Annotated in this window: 25 protein-coding genes; 15 read left to right on the top strand and 10 right to left on the bottom strand. The window is 58.3% G+C overall.

Annotated elements, in window-relative coordinates; translation table 11 throughout:
- Window positions 1-15: 15 nt before the first annotated feature.
- Both argF and GIW69_RS10550 read left to right on the top strand, forming a co-directional pair.
- Entirely contained in the window at window positions 16-936 is a 921-nt protein-coding gene (argF, locus tag GIW69_RS10555) for an ornithine carbamoyltransferase (protein ID WP_236482338.1), read from the top strand.
- Window positions 933-2,042 carry an ABC transporter ATP-binding protein gene (locus tag GIW69_RS10550; RefSeq protein WP_236482337.1) on the top strand — a complete coding sequence of 370 codons (1,110 nt, stop codon included), beginning with the start codon at window positions 933-935 and terminating at the stop codon, window positions 2,040-2,042. Before argF ends, GIW69_RS10550 begins: the two co-directional genes overlap by 4 nt.
- 50 nt (window positions 2,043-2,092) lie before the next feature.
- Here the strand turns inward: GIW69_RS10550 and GIW69_RS10545 are convergent, their stop codons facing one another.
- Window positions 2,093-2,875, bottom strand: coding sequence for a PhzF family phenazine biosynthesis protein (locus GIW69_RS10545; protein WP_236482336.1), 783 nt, complete (start codon window positions 2,873-2,875; stop codon window positions 2,093-2,095).
- A gap of 95 nt (window positions 2,876-2,970) precedes the next feature.
- Window positions 2,971-3,441, bottom strand: coding sequence for a Cys-tRNA(Pro) deacylase (ybaK, locus tag GIW69_RS10540; RefSeq protein WP_236482335.1), 471 nt, complete (start codon window positions 3,439-3,441; stop codon window positions 2,971-2,973).
- Window positions 3,442-3,789: 348 nt separating this feature from the next.
- Between ybaK and GIW69_RS10535 the strand changes: the two genes are divergently transcribed.
- The 11 genes from GIW69_RS10535 (at window position 3,790) to GIW69_RS10485 (ending at window position 16,259) form a co-directional block, all read left to right on the top strand.
- Entirely contained in the window at window positions 3,790-4,641 is an 852-nt protein-coding gene (locus GIW69_RS10535) for an MIP/aquaporin family protein (protein ID WP_236482334.1), read from the top strand.
- Between the two features lie 76 nt (window positions 4,642-4,717).
- Entirely contained in the window at window positions 4,718-6,220 is a 1,503-nt protein-coding gene (gene glpK, locus GIW69_RS10530; RefSeq protein WP_236482333.1) for a glycerol kinase GlpK, read from the top strand.
- Window positions 6,221-6,315: 95 nt separating this feature from the next.
- Window positions 6,316-7,071 (top strand): DeoR/GlpR family transcriptional regulator, encoded by a 756-nt coding sequence (locus tag GIW69_RS10525; RefSeq protein WP_236482332.1) that lies wholly within the window; start codon window positions 6,316-6,318, stop codon window positions 7,069-7,071.
- 242 nt (window positions 7,072-7,313) lie between these two features.
- Window positions 7,314-8,852, top strand: coding sequence for a glycerol-3-phosphate dehydrogenase (glpD, locus tag GIW69_RS10520; protein WP_236482331.1), 1,539 nt, complete (start codon window positions 7,314-7,316; stop codon window positions 8,850-8,852).
- Between the two features lie 395 nt (window positions 8,853-9,247).
- Window positions 9,248-10,162: a glutamate/aspartate ABC transporter substrate-binding protein gene (locus GIW69_RS10515; RefSeq protein WP_236482330.1), complete on the top strand. Its 915-nt coding sequence runs from the start codon at window positions 9,248-9,250 to the stop codon at window positions 10,160-10,162.
- Window positions 10,163-10,356: 194 nt separating this feature from the next.
- Window positions 10,357-11,103 (top strand): amino acid ABC transporter permease, encoded by a 747-nt coding sequence (locus tag GIW69_RS10510; RefSeq protein WP_236482329.1) that lies wholly within the window; start codon window positions 10,357-10,359, stop codon window positions 11,101-11,103.
- Window positions 11,103-11,774, top strand: a complete 672-nt coding sequence (locus GIW69_RS10505; RefSeq protein ID WP_236482328.1) for an amino acid ABC transporter permease — start codon at window positions 11,103-11,105, stop codon at window positions 11,772-11,774. The genes GIW69_RS10510 and GIW69_RS10505 overlap by 1 nt, the downstream gene beginning before the upstream one ends.
- Window positions 11,771-12,505, top strand: a complete 735-nt coding sequence (locus tag GIW69_RS10500; protein WP_010170183.1) for an amino acid ABC transporter ATP-binding protein — start codon at window positions 11,771-11,773, stop codon at window positions 12,503-12,505. The genes GIW69_RS10505 and GIW69_RS10500 overlap by 4 nt, the downstream gene beginning before the upstream one ends.
- Before the next feature lie 177 nt (window positions 12,506-12,682).
- Window positions 12,683-14,584 (top strand): two-component sensor histidine kinase AauS, encoded by a 1,902-nt coding sequence (gene aauS, locus GIW69_RS10495; RefSeq protein WP_236482326.1) that lies wholly within the window; start codon window positions 12,683-12,685, stop codon window positions 14,582-14,584.
- Window positions 14,581-15,909: a two-component response regulator AauR gene (gene aauR, locus GIW69_RS10490; RefSeq protein WP_268945591.1), complete on the top strand. Its 1,329-nt coding sequence runs from the start codon at window positions 14,581-14,583 to the stop codon at window positions 15,907-15,909. The genes aauS and aauR overlap by 4 nt, the downstream gene beginning before the upstream one ends.
- 20 nt (window positions 15,910-15,929) lie before the next feature.
- Window positions 15,930-16,259, top strand: coding sequence for a GlpM family protein (locus GIW69_RS10485; protein ID WP_236482406.1), 330 nt, complete (start codon window positions 15,930-15,932; stop codon window positions 16,257-16,259).
- Window positions 16,260-16,275: 16 nt separating this feature from the next.
- Here the strand turns inward: GIW69_RS10485 and GIW69_RS10480 are convergent, their stop codons facing one another.
- The 3 genes from GIW69_RS10480 to GIW69_RS10470 form a co-directional block, all read right to left on the bottom strand.
- Window positions 16,276-17,184, bottom strand: a complete 909-nt coding sequence (locus GIW69_RS10480) for a hypothetical protein (RefSeq protein WP_236482325.1) — start codon at window positions 17,182-17,184, stop codon at window positions 16,276-16,278.
- Window positions 17,181-17,876: a hypothetical protein gene (locus GIW69_RS10475; protein WP_236482323.1), complete on the bottom strand. Its 696-nt coding sequence runs from the start codon at window positions 17,874-17,876 to the stop codon at window positions 17,181-17,183. The genes GIW69_RS10480 and GIW69_RS10475 overlap by 4 nt, the downstream gene beginning before the upstream one ends.
- Window positions 17,877-17,985: 109 nt before the next feature.
- Window positions 17,986-19,020, bottom strand: a complete 1,035-nt coding sequence (locus GIW69_RS10470) for an alpha/beta fold hydrolase (protein ID WP_236482322.1) — start codon at window positions 19,018-19,020, stop codon at window positions 17,986-17,988.
- Between the two features lie 204 nt (window positions 19,021-19,224).
- Here GIW69_RS10470 and metR point away from each other — a divergent pair, with 204 nt between their 5' ends.
- Window positions 19,225-20,142: a transcriptional regulator MetR gene (metR, locus tag GIW69_RS10465; RefSeq protein WP_236482320.1), complete on the top strand. Its 918-nt coding sequence runs from the start codon at window positions 19,225-19,227 to the stop codon at window positions 20,140-20,142.
- 60 nt (window positions 20,143-20,202) lie between these two features.
- On the opposite strand, the gene GIW69_RS10460 is transcribed toward metR, so the two are convergent.
- Genes GIW69_RS10460 through GIW69_RS10450 form a run of 3 tightly spaced genes read right to left on the bottom strand, consistent with a single transcriptional unit; the run spans window position 20,203 to window position 21,783 of the window.
- Window positions 20,203-20,700 carry a GNAT family N-acetyltransferase gene (locus tag GIW69_RS10460; protein ID WP_236482404.1) on the bottom strand — a complete coding sequence of 166 codons (498 nt, stop codon included), beginning with the start codon at window positions 20,698-20,700 and terminating at the stop codon, window positions 20,203-20,205.
- A 2-nt stretch (window positions 20,701-20,702) separates the two neighbouring features.
- A complete protein-coding gene (locus GIW69_RS10455; RefSeq protein ID WP_236482319.1) occupies window positions 20,703-21,341 on the bottom strand; it encodes a LysE family translocator in 639 nt (212 codons plus the stop codon).
- 22 nt (window positions 21,342-21,363) lie between these two features.
- On the bottom strand, window positions 21,364-21,783 hold the full coding sequence (locus tag GIW69_RS10450; RefSeq protein WP_236482317.1) for an NUDIX hydrolase: 420 nt from the start codon (window positions 21,781-21,783) through the stop codon (window positions 21,364-21,366).
- Between the two features lie 291 nt (window positions 21,784-22,074).
- Between GIW69_RS10450 and GIW69_RS10445 the strand changes: the two genes are divergently transcribed.
- A complete protein-coding gene (locus tag GIW69_RS10445) occupies window positions 22,075-23,694 on the top strand; it encodes an FMN-binding glutamate synthase family protein (protein ID WP_236482315.1) in 1,620 nt (539 codons plus the stop codon).
- A gap of 35 nt (window positions 23,695-23,729) precedes the next feature.
- Here the strand turns inward: GIW69_RS10445 and GIW69_RS10440 are convergent, their stop codons facing one another.
- Together GIW69_RS10440 and GIW69_RS10435 are read right to left on the bottom strand one after the other, a co-directional pair.
- Entirely contained in the window at window positions 23,730-25,262 is a 1,533-nt protein-coding gene (locus GIW69_RS10440; RefSeq protein WP_236482313.1) for a glucosyltransferase domain-containing protein, read from the bottom strand.
- Between the two features lie 114 nt (window positions 25,263-25,376).
- Complete coding sequence (locus GIW69_RS10435; protein ID WP_236482312.1) at window positions 25,377-26,870, bottom strand: glucosyltransferase domain-containing protein; 1,494 nt, start codon at window positions 26,868-26,870, stop codon at window positions 25,377-25,379.

Here is a 26,870-nt window from a genome sequence, read left to right as displayed (position 1 = left end):
AAAAGGTAGTCAATGATGAGCGCAAGGCACTTTCTCTCCCTGATGGATTGCACGCCCGAAGAGCTGGTCAGCGTGATCCGTCGAGGCGTTGAGCTCAAGGACCTGCGTAACCGCGGCGTACTGTTCGAGCCCCTGAAAAACCGCGTACTGGGGATGATCTTCGAGAAATCCTCGACCCGTACCCGGATCTCCTTCGAGGCCGGCATGATCCAGCTCGGCGGCCAGGCGATTTTCCTCTCGCCGCGCGACACCCAACTGGGCCGTGGCGAGCCGATCGGCGACGCTGCAATTGTGATGTCGAGCATGCTCGATGCGGTGATGATCCGTACCTTTTCCCACAGCACTCTGACCGAATTCGCCGCCAACTCGCGCGTGCCGCTGATCAATGGTTTGTCCGATGACCTGCACCCGTGCCAATTGCTGGCCGACATGCAGACCTTCCTCGAACATCGCGGCTCGATCCAGGGCAAGACCGTGGCCTGGATCGGCGACGGCAACAACATGTGCAACAGCTATATAGAAGCGGCGATCCAGTTCGACTTCCAGTTGCGCATTGCCTGCCCGGAAGGTTACGAACCAAACCCTGAATTCGTGGCCAAGGCCGGCGACCGCGTGACCATCGTCCGCGATCCGCAGGACGCCGTGCGCGGCGCACATCTGGTGAGCACCGACGTCTGGACTTCGATGGGCCAGGAAGAGGAAACCGCCAAGCGCCTCAAGCTGTTCGCCCCGTTCCAGGTCAACCGCGCCCTGCTCGACCTCGCCGCCGACGACGTGCTGTTCATGCACTGCCTGCCGGCCCACCGTGGCGAGGAAATCAGCCTCGACCTGCTCGATGATCCGCGCTCCGTCGCCTGGGATCAGGCCGAAAACCGTCTACACGCACAGAAGGCGCTGCTCGAGTTTCTCGTGCCACCTTCGTACCATCACGCATGAGCCAGCCATTACTGCTTAACCTGCGCAACCTCGCTTGCGGCTATCAGGATCAACGCGTGGTGCAGAACCTCAATCTGCACCTCAACGCCGGTGACATCGGTTGCCTGCTCGGTTCGTCCGGCTGCGGCAAGACCACCACCCTGCGTGCCATTGCCGGTTTTGAACCGGTGCACGAAGGCGAGATCCAGCTCGGCGGCGAGACCATTTCCAGCGCCGGTTTCACCTTGGCCCCGGAAAAGCGCCGGATCGGCATGGTGTTCCAGGACTACGCGTTGTTCCCGCACCTGAGCGTGGCGGACAACATCGCTTTCGGCATCCGCAAGCATCCGCAGAAGGAGCGCGTCACCGAAGAGCTGCTGGAACTGGTCAATCTGAAAGGCCTCGGCACACGGTTTGCGCACGAGTTGTCCGGTGGCCAGCAGCAACGTGTCGCCCTCGCACGCGCCCTGGCGCCAGAACCGCAATTGCTGCTGCTCGATGAGCCCTTCTCCAATCTTGATGGCGAACTGCGCCGCAAGCTCAGCCACGAAGTGCGCGATATCCTCAAGGCCCGTGGCACCAGCGCGATTCTGGTGACTCACGATCAGGAAGAAGCCTTCGCCGTCAGCGATCACGTGGGCGTGTTCAAGGAAGGTCGACTGGAGCAATGGGATACGCCTTACAACCTGTATCACGAACCGGCGACACCCTTTGTCGCCAGTTTCATCGGTCAGGGTTATTTCATTCGCGGTCAGCTCGGTAGCCCGGAATCGGTGCAAACCGAACTCGGCGAACTGCGCGGCAATCGTGCCTACACGTGGCCGATCGGTGGCGCCGTGGATGTGCTGCTGCGCCCGGACGATATCGTTTATGCACCGAACAGCACGCTCAAGGCACGCATCACCGGCAAAACGTTCCTCGGTGCGTCGACACTGTATCGCCTGCAATTGCCGACCGGTGCTCAGCTTGAATCGATTTTCCCGAGCCATGCCGATCATGCAGTGGGTGCACAGGTCGGGATTCGCGTGGCGGCCGAGCATCTGGTGTTGTTCCAGGCTTCCGGCAGCACGGCGGCGCAAATTCCTGCAGTGGAAAACGGTGTGCGGCGGTATAGCGCAGCGCGTTGACCTTGTAGGAGCGAGCCTGCTCGCAGGCTCGCTCCTACAGTGGTTTTATATCAACCCAACATCAGCGTTCCACTGGCGACCAACGTCGCATTCCCGCCGATCTTCACCCGATCACCCTCAAGACGACAGAATAATTCCCCGCCCCGTGCCGAACGCTGATAAGCGCTCAGGCTCGACTTGCCCAGCCGCGCCGCCCAATACGGAATCAAGTTGCAATGCGCCGAGCCGGTCACCGCATCTTCGTTGATGCCGATGACTGGAGCGAAATAGCGCGAGACAAAGTCATGCTGATTACCGCGCGCAGTGATGATGACGCCCGGCCAGGGCAAAGTGGCTACCGCAGCCATATCCGGTTTGCAGTCGAGAACCGCCTGCTCCGATTCCAGCACCACAAACAACGTGTTCGCGCCGAGCACATCAACAGCCTGCACACCCAATGCTCGCTCGACCTCCACAGTCACGCCGACTTCCGTGGGTTCCATTGCCGGGAAATCCAGCCATAGACGTCCACCCTCCCGAGTAACACTCAGCGGCCCGGACTTGCAGATGAAGTCGAGGCGCTCGGTGTCTTCGTTGAAGATCTCGAACAATACATAGGCACTGGCCAGTGTGGCGTGGCCGCACAACGGCACTTCGGTGGAGGGGGTGAACCAGCGGATATGCCAGGCGGATCCTTCACGCACCAGAAACGCGGTCTCCGCCAGGTTGTGTTCGGCGGCGATCTTCTGCATCAATTCATCGGCCAGCCACGCGTCGAGCCGATAGACAATCGCGGGGTTGCCACTGAACGGCCGATCACTGAACGCGTCGACCTGATGAAACGCTAGCTGCATGACGTTCTCCCTGAATTCGTTGGCAAAGCATGCAGCGGTATTCCGATCAGCGCCAGTGACAAAACCGGCCAATTTTCTTCATACAGCGCAGCGGATCAGGCCCGCCCAATGTCGGCAAATTGGGCTTTGGTGTGCTCGGCCAGTACCGCTGGCGCCAATTCGACCTCCAGCCCGCGTCGGCCGGCGCTGACATAAATAGACGCAAAAGGCTGAGCGGAATTGTCGATGAACGTGCGCAAGCGCTTTTTCTGGCCCAGCGGGCTGATGCCGCCCAGCAGATAACCGGTGGATCGTTGCGCCGCTGCCGGATCGGCCATTTCCACTTTTTTCACCCCGGCAGCATGGGCCAACCCCTTGAGGTCGAGCGTTCCGACGACCGGCACCACCGCCACCAATAACTCCCCTTTCTCACTCGCCGCCAGCAGCGTCTTGAACACCTGCGCCGGATCCAGCCCAAGCTTTTCCGCTGCCTCCAAGCCATAAGACGCAGCCTTGGGGTCATGTTCGTAACTGTGCACGCGATGTTCGGCACGAACTTTTTTCAACAAGTCCAACGCAGGGGTCATGGCAGCTCCAGACTCGGCAGTGACGGAAAATGGCTGAACCGGATTCTAGGCGATCAGAGTGTAAAAGGCTCTATCCCGCCCCGTATTTCCGAGGCGGCCACGAAGTTCGACCGTAGGGAACCGGAGCATCATTCACCTGATTAATAGTTTTATTGTGACTGACTGTTCACTTTCGACCTTTGACAGCCGTGTTTCTTGTCTATATTTTTTCGAAACTGAATAATGCGAAAATGTCACCTTGCAGTACCAGCAGCAGACCGGGAACAGGATGGGGATCCTGCCTCGGTGAAAATCGCGCCTTGCCCTGTCGGCAAACGCGCTAGACAACAACAAAAAACGAGGTTTTCAATGACGACTGCTTTACAGCAACCTTCGCTCTCGGGCCAATGCATCGCCGAGTTCCTGGGTACTGCGCTCCTGATCTTTTTTGGTACTGGCTGCGTTGCCGCGCTCAAAGTCGCGGGTGCCAGTTTCGGCTTGTGGGAAATCAGCATCATCTGGGGTGTCGGCGTGAGCCTGGCGATCTACCTCACCGCCGGGGTTTCCGGTGCGCACCTCAATCCTGCCGTGAGTATCGCGCTAACGATTTTTGCTGATTTCGAAAAGCGCAAACTGCCCTTTTATATCTTGTCCCAGGTGGCGGGTGCCTTTTGCGGCGCGTTGCTGGTGTACACGCTGTACAGCAATCTCTTCTTCGATTTCGAACAGACTCACCAGATGATTCGCGGCAGTGAAGCGAGCCTGGAATTGGCCTCGGTGTTCTCCACTTTCCCTAATCCAGCGCTGTCTACCGCCCAGGCTTTCCTGGTCGAGATGATCATTACCGCGATCCTGATGGGCGTGATCATGGCCCTGACCGACGATAACAATGGCTTGCCGCGCGGCCCGATGGCGCCATTGCTGATTGGCCTGCTGATTGCCGTGATTGGCAGCGCAATGGGCCCGCTGACCGGTTTTGCGATGAACCCGGCCCGTGATTTCGGCCCCAAACTGATGACTTTCTTTACCGGCTGGGGTGAAATTTCCTTCACCGGTGCACGCGAGATTCCGTACTTCCTGATTCCGATTTTTGCACCGATTGTCGGTGCCTGCCTCGGCGCTGCCGGGTATCGCGGGCTGATCGCCCGTCACCTGACCGGCGCCACACCTGCTACAAAGGATGCAGAACCGGCCATTGACGGCAAACCAAGAACTTCTTGAAACAGTCGGCGCGGGCTCCTGCCCTTCGAGCCCGCGCCACGGCCCACTCTCCCTTATTTCGTCCAAGGCAATCGACATGACCGACATCGAGAATAAGAACTACATCATTGCCCTTGATCAGGGTACGACCAGCTCCCGCGCAATCATCTTCGACCGCGACGCTAACGTGGTCTGCACCGCGCAGCGCGAATTCGCCCAGCATTACCCGCAGGCCGGTTGGGTCGAGCATGACCCGATGGAAATCTTCGCAACCCAGAGCGCGGTCATGGTCGAAGCCCTGGCTCAGGCCGGTCTGCACCATGACCAGGTCGCTGCCATCGGCATTACCAACCAGCGTGAAACCACCGTGGTCTGGGACAAGACCACCGGTCGCCCGGTCTACAACGCCATCGTCTGGCAATGCCGCCGCAGCACCGAGATCTGTCAGCAACTCAAGCGCGACGGTCACGAGCAATACATCAGCGACACCACCGGCCTGGTCACCGACCCCTACTTCTCCGGCACCAAACTGAAGTGGATCCTCGACAACGTCGAAGGCAGCCGCGAACGTGCGCGCAATGGCGAACTGCTGTTCGGCACCGTCGATAGCTGGCTGATCTGGAAATTCACCGGCGGCAAAGTCCACGTCACCGACTACACCAACGCCTCGCGCACCATGCTCTTCAACATCCATTCGCTGGAATGGGATTCGAAGATGCTGGAGATCCTCGACATCCCGCGCGAAATGCTCCCGCCAGTGAAAGCCTCCTCGGAAATTTACGGTCGCACCAAAAGCGGCATCGCCATCGGCGGTATCGCCGGCGACCAACAGGCTGCGCTGTTCGGCCAGATGTGCGTCGAACCAGGTCAGGCCAAAAACACTTACGGCACCGGTTGCTTCCTGCTGATGAACACCGGCGACAAAGCGGTGAAATCGCAACATGGCATGCTCACCACCATCGCTTGCGGCCCGCGTGGCGAAGTGGCTTACGCCCTTGAGGGCGCAGTGTTCAACGGAGGGTCGACCGTGCAGTGGTTGCGTGATGAACTGAAAATCATCAACGACGCCCACGACACCGAATACTTCGCTGGCAAGGTCAAGGACAGCAACGGTGTGTATCTGGTGCCGGCCTTTACCGGTCTGGGCGCACCGTATTGGGATCCGTACGCCCGTGGCGCATTGTTCGGCCTGACCCGGGGCGTGCGCGTCGACCACATCATCCGTGCCGCACTGGAATCGATCGCTTACCAGACCCGTGACGTCCTCGACGCCATGCAGCAGGACTCCGGCGAACGCCTCAAATCCTTGCGCGTGGACGGCGGCGCGGTGGCGAACAACTTCCTCATGCAGTTCCAGGCCGACATCCTCGGCACACAGGTCGAGCGCCCGAAAATGCGCGAAACCACCGCCCTCGGCGCCGCCTATCTGGCCGGTCTGGCATGCGGTTTCTGGGGCAGTCTGGACGAGTTGCGCGACAAGGCAGTGATCGAGCGCGAATTCGAACCGACCCTGGAAGAAGCCGCGAAAGAGAAACTCTATAAAGGCTGGAAAAAAGCCGTCAGCCGCACCCGAGACTGGGATCGTGAAGACGCTGAATAAGCCAGCTTCGGCATCCGGATAGGGTTGTAACTGGTCGGGAGCTGATTCCTGCGGCATCATGGGCAAATTTTGCACGGCAGCCCAAAGGACGCCCCATGAATCTGCCTCCCCGTCAGCAGCAAATCCTCGAGCTGGTTCGCGAACGCGGCTATGTGAGCATCGAGGAAATGGCCACGCTGTTCGTCGTCACACCGCAAACCATTCGCCGCGACATCAATCAGCTCGCGGAAGCCAATCTGTTGCGTCGCTATCACGGCGGCGCGGCTTACGATTCCAGCGTTGAAAACACCGCCTATGCAATGCGCGCCGATCAGATGCGCGATGAAAAGCAACGCATCGCGGAAGCCATCGCCGCACAGATTCCCGATCACGCCTCGCTGTTCATCAACATCGGCACCACCACCGAATCCATTGCCCGCGCCCTGCTCAACCACAGCCATCTGAAGATCATCACCAACAACCTGAACGTCGCCTCGATGCTCAGTGCCAAAGATGACTTCGACGTGCTGCTCACCGGCGGCAACGTGCGCCGCGACGGCGGTGTTGTAGGTCAGGCGAGCGTGGATTTCATCAATCAGTTCAAGGTCGACTTTGCGCTGGTTGGCATCAGCGGCATCGACGAGGATGGCAGCCTGCTCGACTTTGACTACCAGGAAGTGCGGGTTTCCCAAGCGATCATTGCCAATGCACGCCAGGTGATTCTGGCGGCTGACTCCAGCAAATTCGGGCGCAATGCGATGATTCGCCTGGGGCCGATCAGCCTGGTCGATTGTCTGGTGACTGATCAGCAGCCTGTGCCGGCCCTTGTGCAGTTGTTGAGCCAGCATAAGATTCGGCTGGAAGTCGTTTAGTTTTTCAAGATCAAAAGATCGCAGCCTTCGGCAGCTCTTACAGTTGGATGTGAACCTGTAGGCGCTGCCGAAGGCTGCGATCTTTTGCTTTCATGTTCGAAAATATTCCTTTAACCCCCCTTCAATGAGTTTTTTCAATCGAAGTCGACTGGCCGTGCGCGTCTTTATGGGCTACCATTTTCGCAAATGAACATTAATGTTCGAATTCAAATACGAAAATCAAAAAAGCCAGAGGCCAGCCGATGCCCACTTCTACCTTGCCTACGCCCCCTCTCGCCGAGGTCTACGATATCGCCGTCATTGGCGGTGGGATCAATGGTGTGGGGATCGCAGCGGATGCCGCCGGTCGCGGTCTTTCGGTGTTCCTTTGCGAAAAGGATGACTTGGCCAGCCATACCTCGTCAGCCAGCAGCAAGCTGATTCACGGTGGCCTGCGCTATCTCGAACATTACGAGTTCCGTCTGGTGCGCGAAGCCTTGGCTGAACGCGAAGTGCTGCTGGCCAAGGCGCCGCACATCGTCAAACAGATGCGTTTCGTGTTGCCGCATCGCCCGCACCTGCGTCCGGCCTGGATGATTCGCGCCGGTCTGTTCCTGTACGACAACCTTGGCAAGCGGGAAAAACTGGCCGGCTCGAAGAGTCTTAAATTCGGGGCCGACAGCGCACTGAAAAGCGAAATAACCAAAGGCTTCGAATATTCCGACTGCTGGGTCGATGACGCCCGCCTCGTTGTACTCAACGCCATGGCCGCGCGCGAAAAAGGCGCGCACATTCACACCCAGACCCGTTGCGTCAGCGCCCGTCGCAGCAAAGGTATGTGGCATTTGCATCTGGAGCGCGCCGACGGCAGCCTGCTGTCAATTCGCGCCAAGGCGTTGGTGAACGCCGCCGGCCCGTGGGTCGCCAAGTTCATTCGTGATGACCTGAAGATGGAATCGCCATATGGCATCCGCCTGATCCAAGGCAGCCATGTAATCGTGCCGAAACTGTATGAAGGCGACCACGCGCACATCTTGCAGAACGAAGATCAGCGCATCGTTTTCACCATTCCGTACCTGAATAACTTCACCCTGATCGGTACCACCGACCGCGAGTACACCGGCGACCCGGCGAAAGTGACGATCACTGACGGCGAAACCGATTACCTGCTGAAAGTGGTCAACGCCCACTTCAAAAAGCAGATCAGCCGCGACGACATTCTTCACAGCTATTCCGGCGTGCGTCCGCTGTGCAACGACGAATCCGATAATCCATCGGCCGTGACCCGCGACTACACCCTGGCGTTGTCCGGTGGTGGCGAAGAGGCGCCGCTGCTGTCGGTGTTCGGCGGCAAGCTGACCACCTACCGCAAACTGGCCGAGTCCGCGATGGCGCAGCTGATGCCGTTCTTCACGCAGATGCGCCCGAGCTGGACGGCCAGCGCCACGCTTCCCGGCGGTGAAGACATGACGACTCCGCAGGCCTTGTGCGCACTGATTCGCGACAAGTTCGACTGGGTGCCGACCGAGATCGCACGACGCTGGTCCACTACGTATGGCAGCCGCACCTGGCGGATGCTTGAAGGCGTTGAAACCCTGGCCGACATGGGTGAACACATCGGCGGCGGGCTCTATACCCGTGAGGTGGATTACCTGTGTGCCGAAGAATGGGCGACCGCGGCGCATGACATTCTCTGGCGGCGCAGCAAGCTCGGCTTGTTCACCACGGCGGACGAGCAGCAGAAATTGATGGTCTATCTGAACAAGGTCGAGCAGAACCGCAGCAAGATTGAAGCGGCGTGATATTGCGCTGCATATAGCGCGATATTGCGCAAAACGCAGCCTTCAGTAGGAGCTGCCGCAGGCTGCGATCCTTTGATTTTGTTTTTAAAAGCCAGATCAAAAGATCGCAGCCTGCGGCAGCTCCTAGAGGGGTGATCGTCCATTCGGTTTTCCGAACGTGGCGCGCAAGTCTATTCGGTAAACCGGATCAATCAACTTTCCATTCGCCGCCATAAAACTTTAATCTCGTTATAAATCAGCAGGTTACCTATAACCGACTGGTCTGGCACGACTCATGCTCTACACTCTTCGACGAATGTCTGTTGTGCCAACACCTCAGGAGCCGTCAGGCATTCGAAGCACAAAAGGGCCGACTCAACTGGCTCCATAAAAAAAACAATGTCGAGGAAAATTTGATGCGTATCGTTCCCCATATCCTGGGCGCAGCCATTGCTGCCGCTCTGATCAGCACGCCAGTTTTCGCCGCCGAACTCACCGGCACCCTGAAGAAGATCAAAGACTCGGGCACCATCACCCTGGGCCACCGCGACGCTTCCATCCCGTTTTCCTACATTGCAGACGCTTCCGGCAAACCGGTCGGTTATTCCCACGATATCCAGCTGGCCATCGTCGAAGCGATCAAGAAAGACCTGGACATCCCGAACCTTCAGGTCAAATACAACCTGGTCACCTCGCAAACCCGCATCCCGCTGGTGCAGAACGGCACCGTGGACGTCGAGTGCGGTTCCACCACCAACAACGTAGAGCGTCAGCAGCAAGTTGACTTCTCTGTCGGCATCTTCGAAATCGGTACCCGTCTTCTCTCCAAGAAAGACTCCAAGTACAAGGATTTCGACGATCTCAGAGGCAAGAACGTCGTGACCACCGCCGGCACTACGTCCGAGCGCATCATCAAAGCGATGAACGCCGACAAGCAGATGGGCATGAACGTCATCTCCGCCAAAGACCACGGCGAGTCCTTCCAGATGCTGGAATCGGGCCGCGCTGTTGCGTTCATGATGGACGACGCCCTGCTCGCCGGCGAAGCCGCAAAGGCCAAGAAAGCCACCGACTGGGAAGTCACCGGCACGCCACAGTCGTACGAAATCTACGGCTGCATGGTGCGCAAGGGCGATGCCCCGTTCAAGAAAGCCGTGGATGACGCCATCGTCGCCACTTACAAGTCGGGCGAGATCAACAAGATCTACGAGAAGTGGTTCATGCAGCCAATTCCGCCAAAAAACCTGAACCTGAATTTCCCGATGAGCGACGAGCTCAAGGCACTGATCGCCAATCCGACCGACAAAGCGGCTGACGACAAGAAGTCCTGATTTCTGACTAACCTTATCCTCTGAAGGGGCGCCTGCCTTTTCAGGGGATGGTCACTCCCTGCTGGCAGTATCTGGAAACACTCGAACCGGTGGCTGTCGAGCCGATCGCGTGTGCCTGATCTTCTTGATCAGGCGGGAACGGAGTTTCCCCAGGCGGGCACTTGTACATCGATTGAATCCGAGGGGAGACCCTAATGAATTACAACTGGGACTGGGGCGTGTTCTTCAAGTCCACCGGCGTGGGCAGCGAGACGTATCTCGACTGGTTCATCTCCGGTCTGGGCTGGACTATCGCCATCGCCATCGTGGCCTGGATCATCGCGCTGCTGCTGGGCTCGATCCTGGGTGTCATGCGCACCGTGCCGAACCGCCTCTTGTCGGGTTTCGCCACCTGCTACGTCGAGCTGTTTCGCAACGTGCCGCTGCTGGTTCAGCTGTTTATCTGGTACTTCCTGGTGCCCGATCTGCTGCCGCCAGATCTGCAAGAGTGGTACAAACAGGATCTGAACCCGACCACCTCGGCCTATCTGAGCGTTGTCGTGTGTCTGGGCCTGTTCACCGCCGCCCGCGTCTGTGAGCAAGTGCGCACAGGCATCCAGGCGCTGCCGCCCGGCCAGGAGTCCGCCGCCCGCGCGATGGGTTTCAAGTTGCCGCAAATCTACTGGAACGTTCTGCTGCCCCAGGCCTACCGGATCATCATTCCGCCGCTCACCTCGGAATTCCTGAACGTGTTCAAGAACTCCTCCGTGGCCTCGCTGATCGGCCTGATGGAACTGCTCGCGCAGACCAAACAGACCGCCGAGTTCTCGGCCAACCTGTTTGAAGCGTTCACCCTTGCCACCCTGATCTATTTCACCCTGAACATGAGCTTGATGCTGCTGATGCGCATGGTCGAGAAGAAAGTCGCCGTTCCCGGCCTGATCTCCGTGGGGGGTAAATAATGGAATTCGATTTCAGTGGCATCGTCCCGGCCATTCCCGGTTTGTGGAATGGCATGGTGATGACCCTCAAACTGATGGCGATGGGTGTCGTGGGCGGGATGATTCTCGGCACGATCCTGGCGCTGTGTCGTCTGTCGCACAGCAAACTGCTTTCGAACATCGCTGGTGCGTACGTCAACTATTTCCGTTCGATCCCGTTGCTCCTGGTAATCACCTGGTTCTACCTGGCGGTGCCGTTCGTGCTGCGCTGGATCACCGGCGAAGACACGCCGATCGGCGCGTTCACCTCATGCGTCGTGGCGTTCATGATGTTCGAAGCGGCCTACTTCTGCGAAATCGTCCGGGCCGGCGTGCAGTCGATCCCGAAGGGTCAGATGGGCGCGGCACAAGCGCTGGGCATGAACTACGGCCAGATGATGCGCCTGATCATCCTGCCGCAGGCGTTCCGCAAAATGACCCCGTTGCTGCTGCAGCAAAGCATCATTCTGTTCCAGGACACTTCGTTGGTTTACACCGTAGGTCTGGTCGACTTCCTCAACGCGTCCCGCGCCAGTGGCGACATCATTGGCCGTTCGAATGAGTTCCTGATCATTGCAGGTCTCGTGTACTTCATCATCAGCTTCGCCGCCTCACGGCTGGTCAAGCGTCTGCAAAAAAGGTTCGCCGTATGATCTCTATCAAGAACATCAACAAGTGGTATGGCGACTTCCAGGTGCTGACCGATTGCAGCACCGAGGTCAAGAAAGGCGAAGTGATCGTGGTCTGCGGGCCATCGGGTTCGGGTAAATCGACCCTGATCAAATGCGTCAACGCGCTGGAACCGTTTCAGAAAGGTGACGTCGTGGTCGACGGCACGTCGATCGCCGACCCGAAGACCAACCTGCCGAAACTGCGTTCGCGCGTCGGCATGGTGTTCCAGCATTTCGAACTGTTCCCGCACCTGACCATCACCGAAAACCTGACCATTGCGCAGATCAAGGTGCTGGGTCGCAGCAAGGAAGAGGCGACCAAGAAAGGTCTGCAACTGCTTGAGCGCGTTGGCTTGTCGGCCCATGCCCACAAGCATCCGGGCCAACTCTCCGGCGGTCAGCAACAGCGTGTGGCAATCGCCCGTGCGCTGGCGATGGATCCGATCGTCATGCTGTTCGACGAACCGACCTCGGCCCTCGACCCGGAAATGGTCAACGAAGTGCTCGACGTCATGGTGCAACTGGCCCACGAAGGCATGACCATGATGTGCGTGACTCACGAAATGGGCTTCGCCCGCAAAGTGGCTGACCGCGTGATCTTCATGGACGCAGGCAAAATCATCGAAGACTGCCCGAAAGAAGAGTTCTTCGGCGACATCAGCGCCCGCTCCGAACGTGCGCAGCACTTCCTCGAAAAAATCCTGCAGCACTAAGTCACACGCTTGCCGGTTGCAGTGACGTTTCACCCTGCAGGAGTGAGCCCGCTCGCGATTAAGTCCGTACAGTCAACGTTAAAGTTGAATGTCAGTCCGCTATCGCGAGCAGGCTCGCTCCTACAGATGATCGGCGCGGCCTCAGACAAGTATTGTGGTTGACCCAAGGCATCTGTGATGAAATGCGACCCCACCCTCTATCGCGCCACGCCGCCATCACTTGCCGTGAAACCCCGCCTGATTCGCCATCTGTTTTTGCCGCCGCTGGTCATCCTGTTGATGATCGCGCTGGGTTACGCCGGTTTCTGGACCAGTGAACATTTCGGCATCCGCAGCCTTGGCGAAAACGGTCAGCGCCAGCTCGAACTCCACGCTCGAGCGGTCGAAAGCGAGATCAGCAAATACACCTATCTGCCGAGCCTGCTGGAACTGGAAACCAGTGTCCCGCAATTGCTCGCCGATCCGTCCCCGGAATACCGCAAGACCGTCAACGAATACCTGGAAGGCCTGAATCGGCGCAGCCGCAGTCGAGCCATCTATGTGATGGACACCACCGGCCGCGTCATGGCCACCAGCAACTGGCGCGATGTCGACAGTTACCTTGGCGAAGACCTGTCTTTCCGTGCCTATTTCCAGGATGCCGTGCGCGGTCAGCCCGGGCGTTTCTATGGCATCGGCAGCACCAACGGCGAGCCCGGTTATTACCTCGCCCACGGCCTTGAAGAGCACGGCAAAATCATCGGCGTCGCCGTGGTCAAGGTGCGTCTTGAGGCCATGGAAGAACGCTGGCAGCGCGCGCGGCTGGAAGCATTTGTCAGCGACGAGAACGGCATCATCATCTTGTCGAGCGATCCGGCGCGGCGTCTCAAATCGGTGATCCCGCTGAGCGACGACACCAAGGAAAAACTCGCCCGCAGCCTTCAGTACTACTGGTTCCCGCTCAACGAACTGCAGCCGCTGGCCCGGGAAACCCTGTCCGAAGGCGCGGAAAAACTCACCTTCCCGGCCAACAGCGAAGTCGAGTCCGATGACGATGACATCAGTTACCTGGCGCAAACCCGGCCGCTGAGCGACACCCCATGGAATTTCACCCTGCTCACGCCATTGCAGGACTTGCGCCGCGAGGCAATCAATCAGGGCATTCTGGTGGCCGTGGCCTTCGCGCTGGTGGCGTTTCTGCTGATCGCCTGGAACGAGCGACGCAAGGTGATCGCCACGCGACTCGCCGCCCGCGAAGCCTTGCAGGAAGCCAACAATCAACTGGAGCGACGGATCACCGACCGCACCGCCGACCTGCGCGCCAGCAACGACCGTCTCAAGAGTCAGATCCGCGAACGCCGCCAGGCCGAAGAAACCTTGCGCCGCGCTCAGGATGAACTGGTGCAGGCCGGCAAACTCGCCGCCATCGGCCAGATGTCCACCAGCATCGCCCATGAACTGAATCAGCCGCTGGCGGCGATGCGCACGCTGTCCGGCAACACCATCCGCTTCCTTGAGCGCGGTCAGCTCGATGTCGCCAGCACTAACCTTAAGACCATCAACGACCTGATCGACCGCATGGGCCGGATTACTGCGAACCTGCGGTCCTTCGCCAGGCGTGGCGATGACAAAGGCCAGGCCAGCCTCGGCAAAGCGGTGGATGCTGCCTTGCAAGTGCTGGGCGCACGCGTGGAAAACGCCTCGCTGCAACTGAATCGTGAATTCGATGATGTGCAGGTGCAGATCGACCAGACTCGACTCGAACAGATTCTGGTCAACCTGATCGGGAACGCCCTCGATGCCATGCACGCTCAGCCGCTGCCGACGCTGTGGCTGGAAGGCGAACCCTTCGATGGCAAATACCGCCTGCGGGTGCGCGACAACGGCCACGGTATCGACGCCGAAGCGCGCAAGCATCTGTTCGAACCGTTTTTCACCACCAAGCCCGGTGAACAGGGGCTCGGCCTCGGCCTGACCCTTTCCGCCAGTCTGGCCGCCGCCACCGGCGGACATCTGGGTGTTGAACACCCGGCCAGCGGCGGCACCACTTTCGTCCTCAGTTTACCGTTGGTAAGCCCTTCTCCTGCCGAGCCAATATGAACAACGATCTTAGTGTGCTGATCGTCGAAGACGATCCCCATGTCCTGCTGGGCTGTCAGCAGGCGCTGACCCTTGAGGACATCCCCTGCGTGGGCGTTGGCAGCGCCGAAGAAGCGCTGGAGCGGGTCGGCGACAATTTTGCCGGCATCGTCATCAGCGACATTCGCTTGCCCGGCATCGATGGCCTGGAACTGCTCAAACGCCTCAAGGCCCGAGACCGCAGCCTGCCTGTGGTGCTGATCACCGGCCATGGCGACATCTCGATGGCGGTCGGCGCGATGCAGAATGGCGCCTACGATTTCATGGAAAAACCGTTCTCACCCGAACGCCTGGTCGATGTCGCCCGCCGCGCGCTGGAGCAACGCAGCCTGGCCCGGGAAGTCACCTCGTTGCGCCGGCAACTGGCTGAACGCGATTCGCTGGAGGGGCGCATTATCGGCCGCTCGCCGGCCATGCAGAACCTGCGCGAACTGATCGCTAACGTCGCCGACACTTCCGCCAACGTCTTGATCGAGGGCGAAACCGGCACCGGCAAAGAACTCGTTGCCCGATGCCTGCATGATTTCAGCCGACGACACAGCAAGCAGTTCGTGGCACTCAATTGCGGCGGGCTGCCGGAAAACCTGTTCGAAAGCGAAATTTTCGGTCATGAAGCCAACGCGTTTACGGGCGCCGGCAAACGACGCATCGGCAAGATCGAACACGCCGACGGCGGCACGCTGTTCCTCGATGAAGTGGAAAGCATGCCGTTACCCTTGCAGATCAAACTGCTGCGCGTGTTACAGGAACGCACCCTCGAACGCCTCGGTTCGAACCAGAGCGTCGCGGTGGATTGCCGGGTGATTGCGGCGACCAAGTCCGACCTCGACGCGTCGAGCAAGGCCGGGGAATTTCGCAGCGATCTGTATTACCGCCTCAACGTCGTAACGCTGGAACTGCCGCCGCTGCGCGAGCGGCGCGAGGACATCCTGCAACTGTTCGAGCACTTTTTGCAGCAGTCTTCCCTGCGCTTTGACCGCATCGCTCCCGAACTGGACAACCAGACTTTGTCGAACCTGATGAGCCACGACTGGCCGGGCAACGTGCGTGAATTGCGCAACGTCGCCGAACGCTTCGCCCTGGGTTTGCCGGCGTTCAAGAAGTCGGGGGCGGCGGGTTCAGGACAGGGTCTGGGGTTCGCCGAAGCCGTGGAAGCATTCGAGCGCAACCTGCTCGTCGACGCCTTGCAACGCAGCGGCGGCAACCTGACCCAGGCCAGTCTGGAGCTGGGCATGGCCAAGACCACGCTGTTCGACAAAGTGAAAAAATACGGCCTGAGCCATTAAGCGAGATTGAAGTGGATTTGATTCTGAAGGCGGCAATCGGCGCGGCGGTGGTGTTGATCCTTGCGGCGTTGTCGAAGACCAAAAACTATTACATCGCCGGCCTCGTGCCGCTGTTCCCGACCTTTGCGCTGATCGCCCACTACATCGTCGGCAAGGGCCGTTCGGTGGACGATCTGAAGACCACCATCGTGTTCGGCATGTGGTCGATCATTCCGTATTTCGTTTATCTGGCGACGTTGTACGTGATGGTCGACCGGTTACGACTGGAGGCGTCGCTGGCCGTGGCGGCGGTGGCGTGGCTGATTGCCGCGACCGTACTGGTGACGGTCTGGGTGCGGCTGCACGCCTGAGCAAAAAGCCAATGGCTTAGCGACCGTAAGCATTGGCCAGTTGCGCCGCCGACAATGCGTCCTCAAAGGGCACCGGCACCGACTTCACCGCACCATACAGATTGCGGTAGCGCGAATAACTGCCGTTTTGCGCCAGTTGATAACCGCGCTCCACCACCCGCTGACCATCCAGCACATAGCGCAAGGTTTCCTGAGCCGCGGGCGGCGGTGCCGGCAGCATCAGATCCGTTGCCAACACCCGCATGGACTCGTCGATACACTCGTCGAGCACAGCGCTGACTTTCGCCAGATCGAGACTGCCGTCATCAATGCACTGCTGGCCGCAGCGACGGATCGGCTGGCTCGCCACTTCGATACGCATGCGATACAGCGCCGAACCGGCGATGTCCTGCACCTGCACCTGATTGACCAACACAAAACTGCCGCGATCCGGCGTCAGCATCAGACGAGGCTCTATCAACAAACGCGCAGTGATCTGGCCTTGCCCCTGTTTCAGCCCGGCGACCTGTGAAGCCTGTTGATAGCGTTGCTGCAAACGTTCCTGCAAAGGAACGCCGGCCAGCAGATCGGCCATCGGCCGCGCGTCGTTGAGGGCGGCTTTTTCTGCGTCACGCTGCAAAGTGCCGCTGCCCATTTGCGTGTTGACCAAAGCGGCGACCAATAAGCCCGCTGCTCCGGCCCCGGCGCCCGAACTCGACACCAGGTTGTAACTCGACGAGGCTGCCTTCAGCGCAGCCTTACTGTCGATGACGGTGCTGGCGCCGACAAATGCCGGCGGCAGTTGCACGTCGACCTTGAGCCCGTGGGCCTGGACATAGGGCAACGCCCCTTGATCCTTGAAGCCGGCCTCGGGCGCCGGTTTTTGTGCACAACCGGGTAGCGCCAACAGGGCCAGCGCACAGATGACGGCCACTGAACATTTCATTGCGCGAACGGGGTGATCATTTGCTGACGGCTGTTATCCACCGCCTGATAAAACGCGTTGTTCAAGTTGGTGTACGTCGGCTCGTCCCACTCGCCCTGCGCGGCCTGAACAGCGGCGAACGGCTGGAACCACAGCAGTTTGTTGTCCGCCAGATCGACCACCATGCCCTGGCCACTGACCTGCGCCATTGGCGCACTGGTCGGGACAACGCTGTAATAACTGCGGGTTGCACCGGTGGTGTACACCGTCACCAGCAACAGACGATCAACACCGTAAGCAGCCTTCATCGGGCTCATGTCTTTGGTCATGTAGCCTTCGCGGAATTTGATGTCCTTGTAGGACTTCAAATTGACCCGCTCGTCGATGCGCTTGGCCTTGTAACCTTTAGCCTGAAGCTTGGCGACGATGGCATCGGGCAGCGTTTCAAAGTCTTTGACCTGCCAGGTTTTGACGTTGTCGCTGAGCTTGCTGTTCATGCCCGAATTGATCGCGTAATCGAGAATCCCCTGGTTACCGGTCAGTGCCAGTACCGGCGCTGGCACCTCGGTGATCGCCACGCCGATAGTCGGCTCCTTGGCGTTCCAGAACTGTTGATCCAGCGGCACGGGAGGCTGAACGTTGGCACAGCCAGTGAGGGTGAGGCAGGCCAGCACAGTCAGCATGGCCCAAGTGCGTAGAGCGCGGAAATTCATGTTGCATGTCCCTATGTTTGAAAAAGTCGCTCCCTCTATCGGCAGCAGAATCCCAAACAATAGTGGCACATTGCTATTTTATTGACGACTGAATTTTGTCAGACGCTTCCTACAACAGTTCACGCGACTTCATCGGTTCAATCTGCGCCCAGTGCGACGTGTCCTCACGATGATTTCGCAGGTACGGCAACACCGCCGCCAGCAACGGTTCCTTGAAGGCTTCCTGAAAACGATGGGCCAGGCCTGGAATCAGTTTCAACTGGCTGCCTCGAATATGCGCCGCCAGATGTACGCCGTGCATCACCGGCAGCAACGGGTCAGCGGTGCCGTGCACCACCAGCGTCGGCACCCGCAGCTGATTGAGCAGTGCCACACGGCTTGGTTCGGCGAGGATCGCCATGATTTGGCGTTTCACACCTTCGGGGTTGAACGCCCGGTCGTAGGACAGCGCGGCCTGATGCAGCAAGGCCTGCCGGTCATCCGTGACCGCCGGGCTGCCCAGCGCCGCGAGCAGATCCGCCTGCTGCTCCAGAGCCATTTGCCGGTTCGGCGCACCGCGACGGGCCAATAATTGCACCAGCGCGGCATTCGGTGCCGGCAAACCCTCGGCGCCGGAGCTGCTCATGATCAGTGTCAGGCTTTCGACCCGTTGCGGCGCCATCGCCGCCATGTGCTGGGCGATCATTCCACCCATGCTCGCGCCCAGCACATGGAATTGCTCCACGTGCAATGCGTCCATCAATCCGAGCGCATCGTCGGCCATGTCGGTCAGGCTGTACGGTGCCGACACCGGCAAGCCGAGTTTGTAGCGCAGCACTTCAAAGGTCAGGTTGGCGTCGATCGGAGCCTGCCGCCAGGTCGACAGACCGACATCGCGGTTGTCGTAACGGATCACCCGAAAGCCTTGCTGGCACAGGGCGACCACCACTTCATCCGGCCAGTGAATCAGTTGCCCGCCCAATCCCATGACCAGCAACAGGGCAGGATCCGACGCCCGGCCAATGCTCTGATATGCCAGGCTCACCTGCGACAGATCGACCCGTTCGGTCGGTACGTCGACATCACAACGGGCAGCCGCCAGCGACGGCAGACTGACCAGCAGAACAGCCATAAAAACGATTTTCGAGAAAAATGACGCACCCATGAAAAACACCGAAACGCAGAACCCCAGTAGAGCGCGAGTCTGATGAAGTTTGTTCAAGCGCGCTGCCACAGTTGCGTGACAGTTTGATGAAGAGTGCCGAGCGGTCACCGATGCTCGGCGTTGACCCGTTGTCGACAGCGATGCCAACATGAGACAAACTCACGGCCACCGTCACAACCTTTAGTTATTTTCATGGAGCCTGCAGTGCTTGAAATCCGCCATTTGAAAACCCTGCATGCCCTGCGTGAAGCCGACAGCCTGGTCGATGCCGCCGACCGGTTGCACCTGACTCAGTCGGCCCTCTCCCATCAGTTCAAGGAACTGGAAGAACGGCTGGGCATGCCGCTGTTCGTGCGCAAGACCAAACCGGTGCGTTTCACCAGCGCCGGGTTGCGTCTGCTGCAACTGGCTGATGCGACCTTGCCGCTGCTGCGTGCCGCCGAACGAGACATCAGTCGTCTTGCCGGAGGCACCGCCGGGCGTTTGCACATGGCGATCGAATGCCACAGTTGTTTCCAATGGCTGATGCCGACCATCGACCAGTTCCGCGACGCCTGGCCCGAAGTCGAACTCGATCTCGCTTCAGGCTTCTCGTTTGCTCCGCTGCCGGCCCTGGCCCGCGGCGATCTGGATCTGGTGGTAACGTCCGATCCACTGGAAATCGCCGGCATCACTTACGTACCGCTGTTCACTTACGAAGCCATGCTGGCGGTCGCCAACCAGCATGCGCTGGCGAGCAAACCCTACATCGTCCCCGAAGATCTGCTGAGCGAAACCCTGATCACGTATCCGGTGGAGCGAGATCGGCTGGACATCTTCACCCGCTTCCTCGAACCGGCCGACATTGAACCGGCACAGGTGCGCACCTCGGAACTGACGGTGATGATGATGCAATTGGTGGCGAGCGGCCGTGGCGTCTGCGGCATGCCGCATTGGGCGCTGCATGAATACAGTGCGCGGGGTTACGTGAAGGGCAAGCGTCTGGGCGAAAAAGGCCTGTTCGCCACGCTATACGCCGGGATCCGCGCCGACATGCTGGACGCGCCGTACATGCGCGATTTTCTGCTGACGGCCAAGGACACGTCGTTTTCAACGCTGGATGGGGTCAGCGCGGTGCGCTGATAATCAGATCAAAAGATCGCGGCTTTTCGGCGGCGCCTACAGGGTTCGCCGCGATCTTTTTCAAATCTCCCGCCACATATGAATCTTGTCGAAATAATCCTCGCCCACCCGCACCGCCAGCGGTTCCAGCCCAAACTGAACGAAGCCGCAACGCTGGTACAGCTTGAACGCCGCATCATTGCCGGCGGTAACCGTCAGTTGAACAACCTTCAGCGCCGGATGATCGCGGGCCTCGTCCAGGGCTTTGTGCACCAGTTGATGGCCCATCCCTTGCTGACGAAAATCGGCTGACACGTACATACCGAACAGCGTCGCCTTGTGCCGTGCCTTCTCCCGTGGCTCGAAGGCCAGACCGACGATACCGCCCAACCGGCCAGCGTCGAAGGCACCGAGCACGACATCAAATTTGCTGGTCAGCCGCCCTTCCCACCATGCCAGCGGCATGGCCGCGCGTTCACGGACGCTCGAGGTAAACGCTTGCGGATGGCGGTCGTAGGCCTCAAGCATCAGTGCTCGATAGGCCAAGGCATGGCTGGCATCCAGCCGCTCGATCCACATGGTCATGCCGCTCGCCGCGGTTCAAGCATCAGGCGCAATGCCAGGCCACCAAGCACGAAGCCCATGAAATAACGCTGCACCGCCAGCCAGGTCGGGTTGTGCACGAACCACGACGCAATCCCCGCCGCGAACAGGGCAATAAGCAGATTGACGCAGAAACTGACGCTGATCTGGGTCAGGCCAAGGATCAGGCTCTGCATGAACACCGAGCCGTGTTCAGGGCTGATGAACTGTGGAAAAACCGAGAGATAGAAAACAGCGATTTTCGGGTTCAGCGCACTGGTCAGAAAACCCATGGTGATCAGCTTTCGCGACGAGTCCGGCGGCAATCGCTGTGCTTCGAACGGCGAGCGGGCACCCGGCCTGACCGCTTGCCAGGCCAGCCATAGCAAGTACAACGCACCGGCCCATTTGAGCACTTCGTAAGCCATGGGCACGGCGAGAAAAACCGCCGTCAGCCCCGCCGCCGCTGCGAATACATGCACAAAAAAACCGGCGACCACGCCCAGCAACGACGTGACCCCGGCCTTGCGCCCCTGACAGATCGAACGGGAGATCAGGTAAATCATGTTCGGCCCAGGCGTCAGCACCGTCAGCAACGCGGCGACGGCGAAGATCAGCAAGTCCGGCAGAGGAACCATGGGCGAAATCCTTGTGTGACGTTCAGGCGATGGCCGTCAGCGAGGCTCGATAAAACGGCAGGATCAGGTCGCGTGTCAATGGCGCCAGCACGACATCGCCGACAGTCGCCGGATCGATCCACATCACCTCGTCGATTTCGGCGGCCGGGGTGACATCGACATCGAGGGTCAGTAGAAAGATGTCCGCCTGTACGACGTGTCCCGGCTCGTTGGCGGCGGGTGCGGAAAATTGGCCGAGGAACGTCGCTCGTGTCGGGTCGATGATCAGTCCCAACTCTTCTTCCAGCTCTCGGGCCAACGCGTGGACAGGTTGCTCGTGAGCCTCGATCTTGCCCCCCGGTTGCATGAACGCCGTGGTGCCGCGCTTGCGCACCAGCAAGGTCTGACCGTCAGCGCGAATCAACAAAGCAGCGGCGATACGAATCAGCGGAACAGTCGACATAACAAAAGACCTGACGAAAAACACCAAGCATCCCAAACCCCTGTAGCCGCTGTCGAGTAAAACGAGGCTGCGATCTTTTGCCTGTCGATCTGCTCCCCTTGGTTGGCACGACGCACCGGAAGGTATGAGTGAGGGGATCAATCAACAGGCGTATGCTTCGCTTCCAGAAATCCCGTAGGCACCGAGCTTGCTCGCGACAGCATCTGGTCAGGCAGCCAATAGCTGAAAGACAAACCGCTATCGCGAGCAAGCTCGGCTCCTACACAAAACAGTCCGAACCAAGGAAACCGTATGAGCCTGTCCCTCCTGAGCCGTTACGCCTTCTTTGCCGTCTGCGTGATGTTCACCCTCGCCAGCCTGCCTTTCCTCGAACACGACTGGCTCTGGCCGATCACTGCTGTCACCGGCGTGTTGAGCCTGATCGGTATTTTCGACCTGCTGCAAAGTCCTCATGCGGTGCGCCGCAACTATCCGATTCTGGGCAACATCCGTTATCTGGTCGAAGCCATCCGCCCGGAAATCCGTCAATACCTGCTCGAATCCGACAGCGATGCCCTGCCCTTCTCCCGGGCCCAGCGTTCGCTGGTGTATTCGCGAGCGAAAAACGAAACCGCCGACAAGCCTTTCGGCACCCTGATTGACGTTTATCAGTCCGGTTTCGAGTTCATCGGCCACTCGATGCGCCCGGCGCCGTTGAGCGACCCGAGCAGTTTCCGTGTCACCGTCGGCGGCCCGCAATGCACCCAACCGTACTCGGCGTCAGTGTTCAACATTTCAGCCATGAGTTTCGGCTCGCTCAGCGCCAACGCCATCCGGGCATTGAACCAGGGTGCGAAACTCGGCAATTTTGCCCACGACACCGGTGAAGGCAGCATCAGCGCGTATCACCGCGAGCACGGTGGTGATCTCACTTGGGAACTGGGCAGCGGTTATTTCGGTTGCCGCACCAGCGACGGTCGTTTCGACCCGGAACGCTTCGCCGCCCAGGCCCAGACCCCGCAAGTGCGGATGATCGAAATCAAAATGAGCCAGGGCGCCAAACCTGGTCACGGCGGCATTCTGCCCAAGCACAAAGTCACCCAGGAAATTGCCGACACGCGCGGCATCATGATGGGCGAAGACTGCATCTCGCCGTCACGCCACAGCGCCTTTTCCACGCCCATCGAATTGATGCACTTCATCCAGCAACTGCGTGAGCTGTCCGGCGGCAAACCGGTGGGTTTCAAGTTCTGCCTCGGCCATCCATGGGAGTTCATGGGCATCGCCAAAGCCATGCTGGAGACCGGCATCCTCCCGGACTTCATCGTCGTCGATGGCAAGGAAGGTGGCACCGGCGCCGCACCGGTGGAATTCACCGACCACATCGGCGTACCGCTGCGTGAAGGCCTGCTGTTCGTGCATAACACCCTGGTCGGCCTTAACCTGCGCGACAAGATCAAACTCGGCGCCAGCGGCAAAATCGTCAGCGCCTTCGACATCGCCAGCGTCCTGGCCATCGGCGCTGACTGGGCCAACTCGGCGCGCGGCTTCATGTTCGCCATCGGCTGCATCCAGTCGCAGTCTTGTCACACCAACAAATGCCCGACCGGTGTAGCAACTCAGGACACCTTGCGCCAACGCGCCCTCGTCGTCCCGGACAAGGCTCAGCGCGTCTTCAGCTTCCACCGCAATACGCTCAAAGCGTTGGCCGAAATGCTCGCCGCCGCCGGCCTCGATCACCCCTCGCAACTGTCGGCCAAGCACCTGGTTCGACGCATGTCGGCGACCGAGATCAAACTGTTCTCGCAACTGCATGTGTTTTTGAAACCGGGGGAATTGCTCACCGGGGAAGTGAATGGCGCGTTCTATTCGCGGATGTGGCAGATGGCGCGGGCGGACAGTTTTGAGCCGCAGGAGATTGCGGCGGCTTAGTCGTAATTATTGCTTTTTTCTAACGGAAGCGATGTTCAGCGATAATCGTAATCTTTCATCTCTGTCCATCGCTTCATTACAACATAGCCAGTTTTCTCCGACACATAGATGTCGTAATATCGGCTACTAAGCGACCGCTGACAATCACTGCAAACAGTAAAATCGTGTTTGTAATTGTAGACGCCCACCACGTTTGTTAATCCCGCTGCCCGCACACTTTCAGGCAGTAACACAAAATCCAATCCAAGAATAAAGGCTATTGCCGGGTTATTTTTCAACGTTCGCTGCGCCCCCGGAATCCAAAGATAACTAACGTCGGCCACCAAATAGATAGTCTCCAGTTCCCGAAGACGAGCATGGCCCATGACGTCATAACTCAAGCTTTGAATAACCACCCACTCAAATTGCTTTTTAGCTAACATCACTCGCCCATAAGCAAAAGAAAAACTCAACATAAACAACAATGGAACGGCTAGAAAAAAAGTCAAATGACGATTTAACTTCAACAATCCTTTTCGGCAAAAAAGCATCAAAAAAATCAGAAGTGGCGAAACACCCATCAAATTTCTAGCACCGGGATAAGAGACCCGCACGAAAAGATCAATCCCATAAACCGCTAACAGCAACCCAAGCAATGCACACAAATAGACGACAAGCGTTATCGACTTAGCCACGCTACCTTTTTGTCGAATAGCGACCCGATATCCAACCAATATAAAACTAGAAATCGCCACCATAGCTAGCGATAAAAACATCCAGGCGTTGCCAGCAGTAAACACAAGAAAAATGTTATCGGTGATGGAAATAATGCGTATCAGTATTTGATTGACACCTGAACTATCAGGTTCGACAAACCCCTGACGGTCACCGCCAATAAGTTGATACGCCGTGAGGTAATATACGAAAAGACCGCTTATCAAATGAGCTATACAGAGTTGGACGGTATTAAGGATGGTACGTAAACTCACTCCTGAAGAAATACAATGAATAATTTCGACACACGCTAGACCAATAAAAACATTCAGGCAGATTTGATAAAACGAAAGTGCGACCGCGATCAATATTGCTGAAAACGCGACGCACCAACCTGCATGGACGCCTTTTATCGTAACCGCGTAGATGACGGCAACAAGGCCAAACACCATACTTGGCCCATCATACTGATAAGAAAGATTTTGCAAAAAAAAAGGATTGCACCATAACGGCAAGACTACGAGACATTCAATAAATCCCGCTCTCGAAAAATAATGCGTCACCAGTCTTCGCAATGCGAAAGACATAGCCACGGTTGCAATGAGTAAAGGTAATGGAAAGATATTGGTCATCGACGTCGAAAATGTCAGGACGATATACAGCAAATCTGCAAAAGGTCGTCCGTCCCTCGCCCAGCCCTGTATACCAAAGATCCCACGACCCACATCGTCGTTATAGGGGTAGTCAGCGAGTAAAATCGGAACTATATGCAAGATAGTCATCAACTGAAAGAAAACATAAATCTCTAGCGGGCTCCACGGCCGGCCAAGAAAATTTTTACTTTCCCTGTTATAAGTAGCCGTTACTTTTGTCATATGTCACGCTTTCGACTAAACCATCACCGACTTCCAACCTAAGTCATGCCGATGGGTGGGTCTACTGACAGAAATAACAGGTCAAGGGGTGTATCCGACGAGCGGTCAAGTCTGTTACCAGCGCAGAATTCTATTGCGCGGCGGCTCTTTCATGACGATGAATCCGTAATCGCCGATCAGGTAAATCCGGTAGTACTGCGTTTCCAGCAGCGGTGGAAAGCCCTGATAACCCACGTGAGTGGCATTGCGCCGCTCGCGCTCGGCGACGACGTTGGTGATTCCGGCGGCCGGCAAATTTTCGGCGAGCATGAAATAGTCGACATTGAGCAAATAACGCAACACCGGCAAGCGCTGGAACGACCCGGCAGCACTCGTCAGCCAATGATCAGAATAGGTCACCGCCAGATAAATCCGCTTGGCTTCTCGCAATTCGCGGTAAGCGGAAATGTCGTGGCTCAGGCTGAACAGGGCGTTGTCGGCGATGGTTTTCTGCATCGACAGCACCCGGCCATAAGCGAAGGACAGCGAAAGCATCGCCAATAGCGGGATCGCCAGCAGCAACGGCATTCGTCGATGCATCGAGGCCAGCGCAAAAAAAGCAAGATAGAAAAGCAGAACTAGCAACACGCCAAACCCCATCAGGGTACGGGCGCCTTCGTTGAAATCGCGAAAAAACAGGGACATGCCCGGCACCAGCAGCACCAGTGTTCCCAGCGCCAGCAAGCAGATCAGACCGGGGACGAAGCTTTTCCAGCGTCCGGTATTCGATCGTCCTAGCTTTGCACCGCCGATCAGCGCACAAAGCATCAACACTGCTGAAACGCCCGCGTAACCACCGTGGAATAGCAGTGTGGTTTTCTCCAGCACTCGCCCTATGTTGATGCTGATCTGCAGCAGCGGCTCGGCCGTCCAATCCAGCAGCGCCTGCCGTTGCGGTTGCATGTACGGATACGCAGTGATGCCGTAGATGAATATCCCCAGCGCCAGTTGAGCCAGTTTCAAGCCAAGCATTCTGCCAACAACCGTCCATGACAGGCGCCGTTCGACTGCCCTGACGACTTCCACGCAAGATAAGCCGAGAAAGACGTTGAGACTGATCTGATAGAGCCCCAACGCCAGCGCGATCAGCAACGCCGGAACCACCCAGCGCTGCACCCGGCCGGAGCCACAAAACGTCATCGCGTAGACGACAGCAACCAGACTCAGCGCCATGCTGGGGCCGTCGTATTGATACGACAGATTTTGCAGCAGGAACGGGTTATACCAGAGCGGCAATACCACCAGACAACAGGCCAGCGTCGGCTCGGGGAAGTAGTGAAACGTCAGGCGGGTGAGCGCCAGACTGATGATCCCGGTGACCAACAGCAATGGCAGCGGAAAGATGTTCGGCGCACCACCGGTAAAGGTCAGCGCCTGGTAAAACCAGTCGGCGAACAACCGCCCCTGGCCGGCCCAACTGTTGCCGGCGGCCAGCGCACGCCAGTTGTCATCGATGTACGGGAAGTCCGCGAAAATGATTGGCAGGACAAAGAGCGTGGTCGCGAGCAGAAAAAACAGCGCAACCTGACGGCGGCCGAGTTCTCGAACGAGAAAATCGCTCATCCTCAT

The organism is Pseudomonas syringae, from assembly GCF_021605415.1.
Classification (GTDB): domain Bacteria; phylum Pseudomonadota; class Gammaproteobacteria; order Pseudomonadales; family Pseudomonadaceae; genus Aquipseudomonas; species Aquipseudomonas syringae_S.
This window is presented reverse-complemented; position numbering and strand designations above follow the sequence as displayed.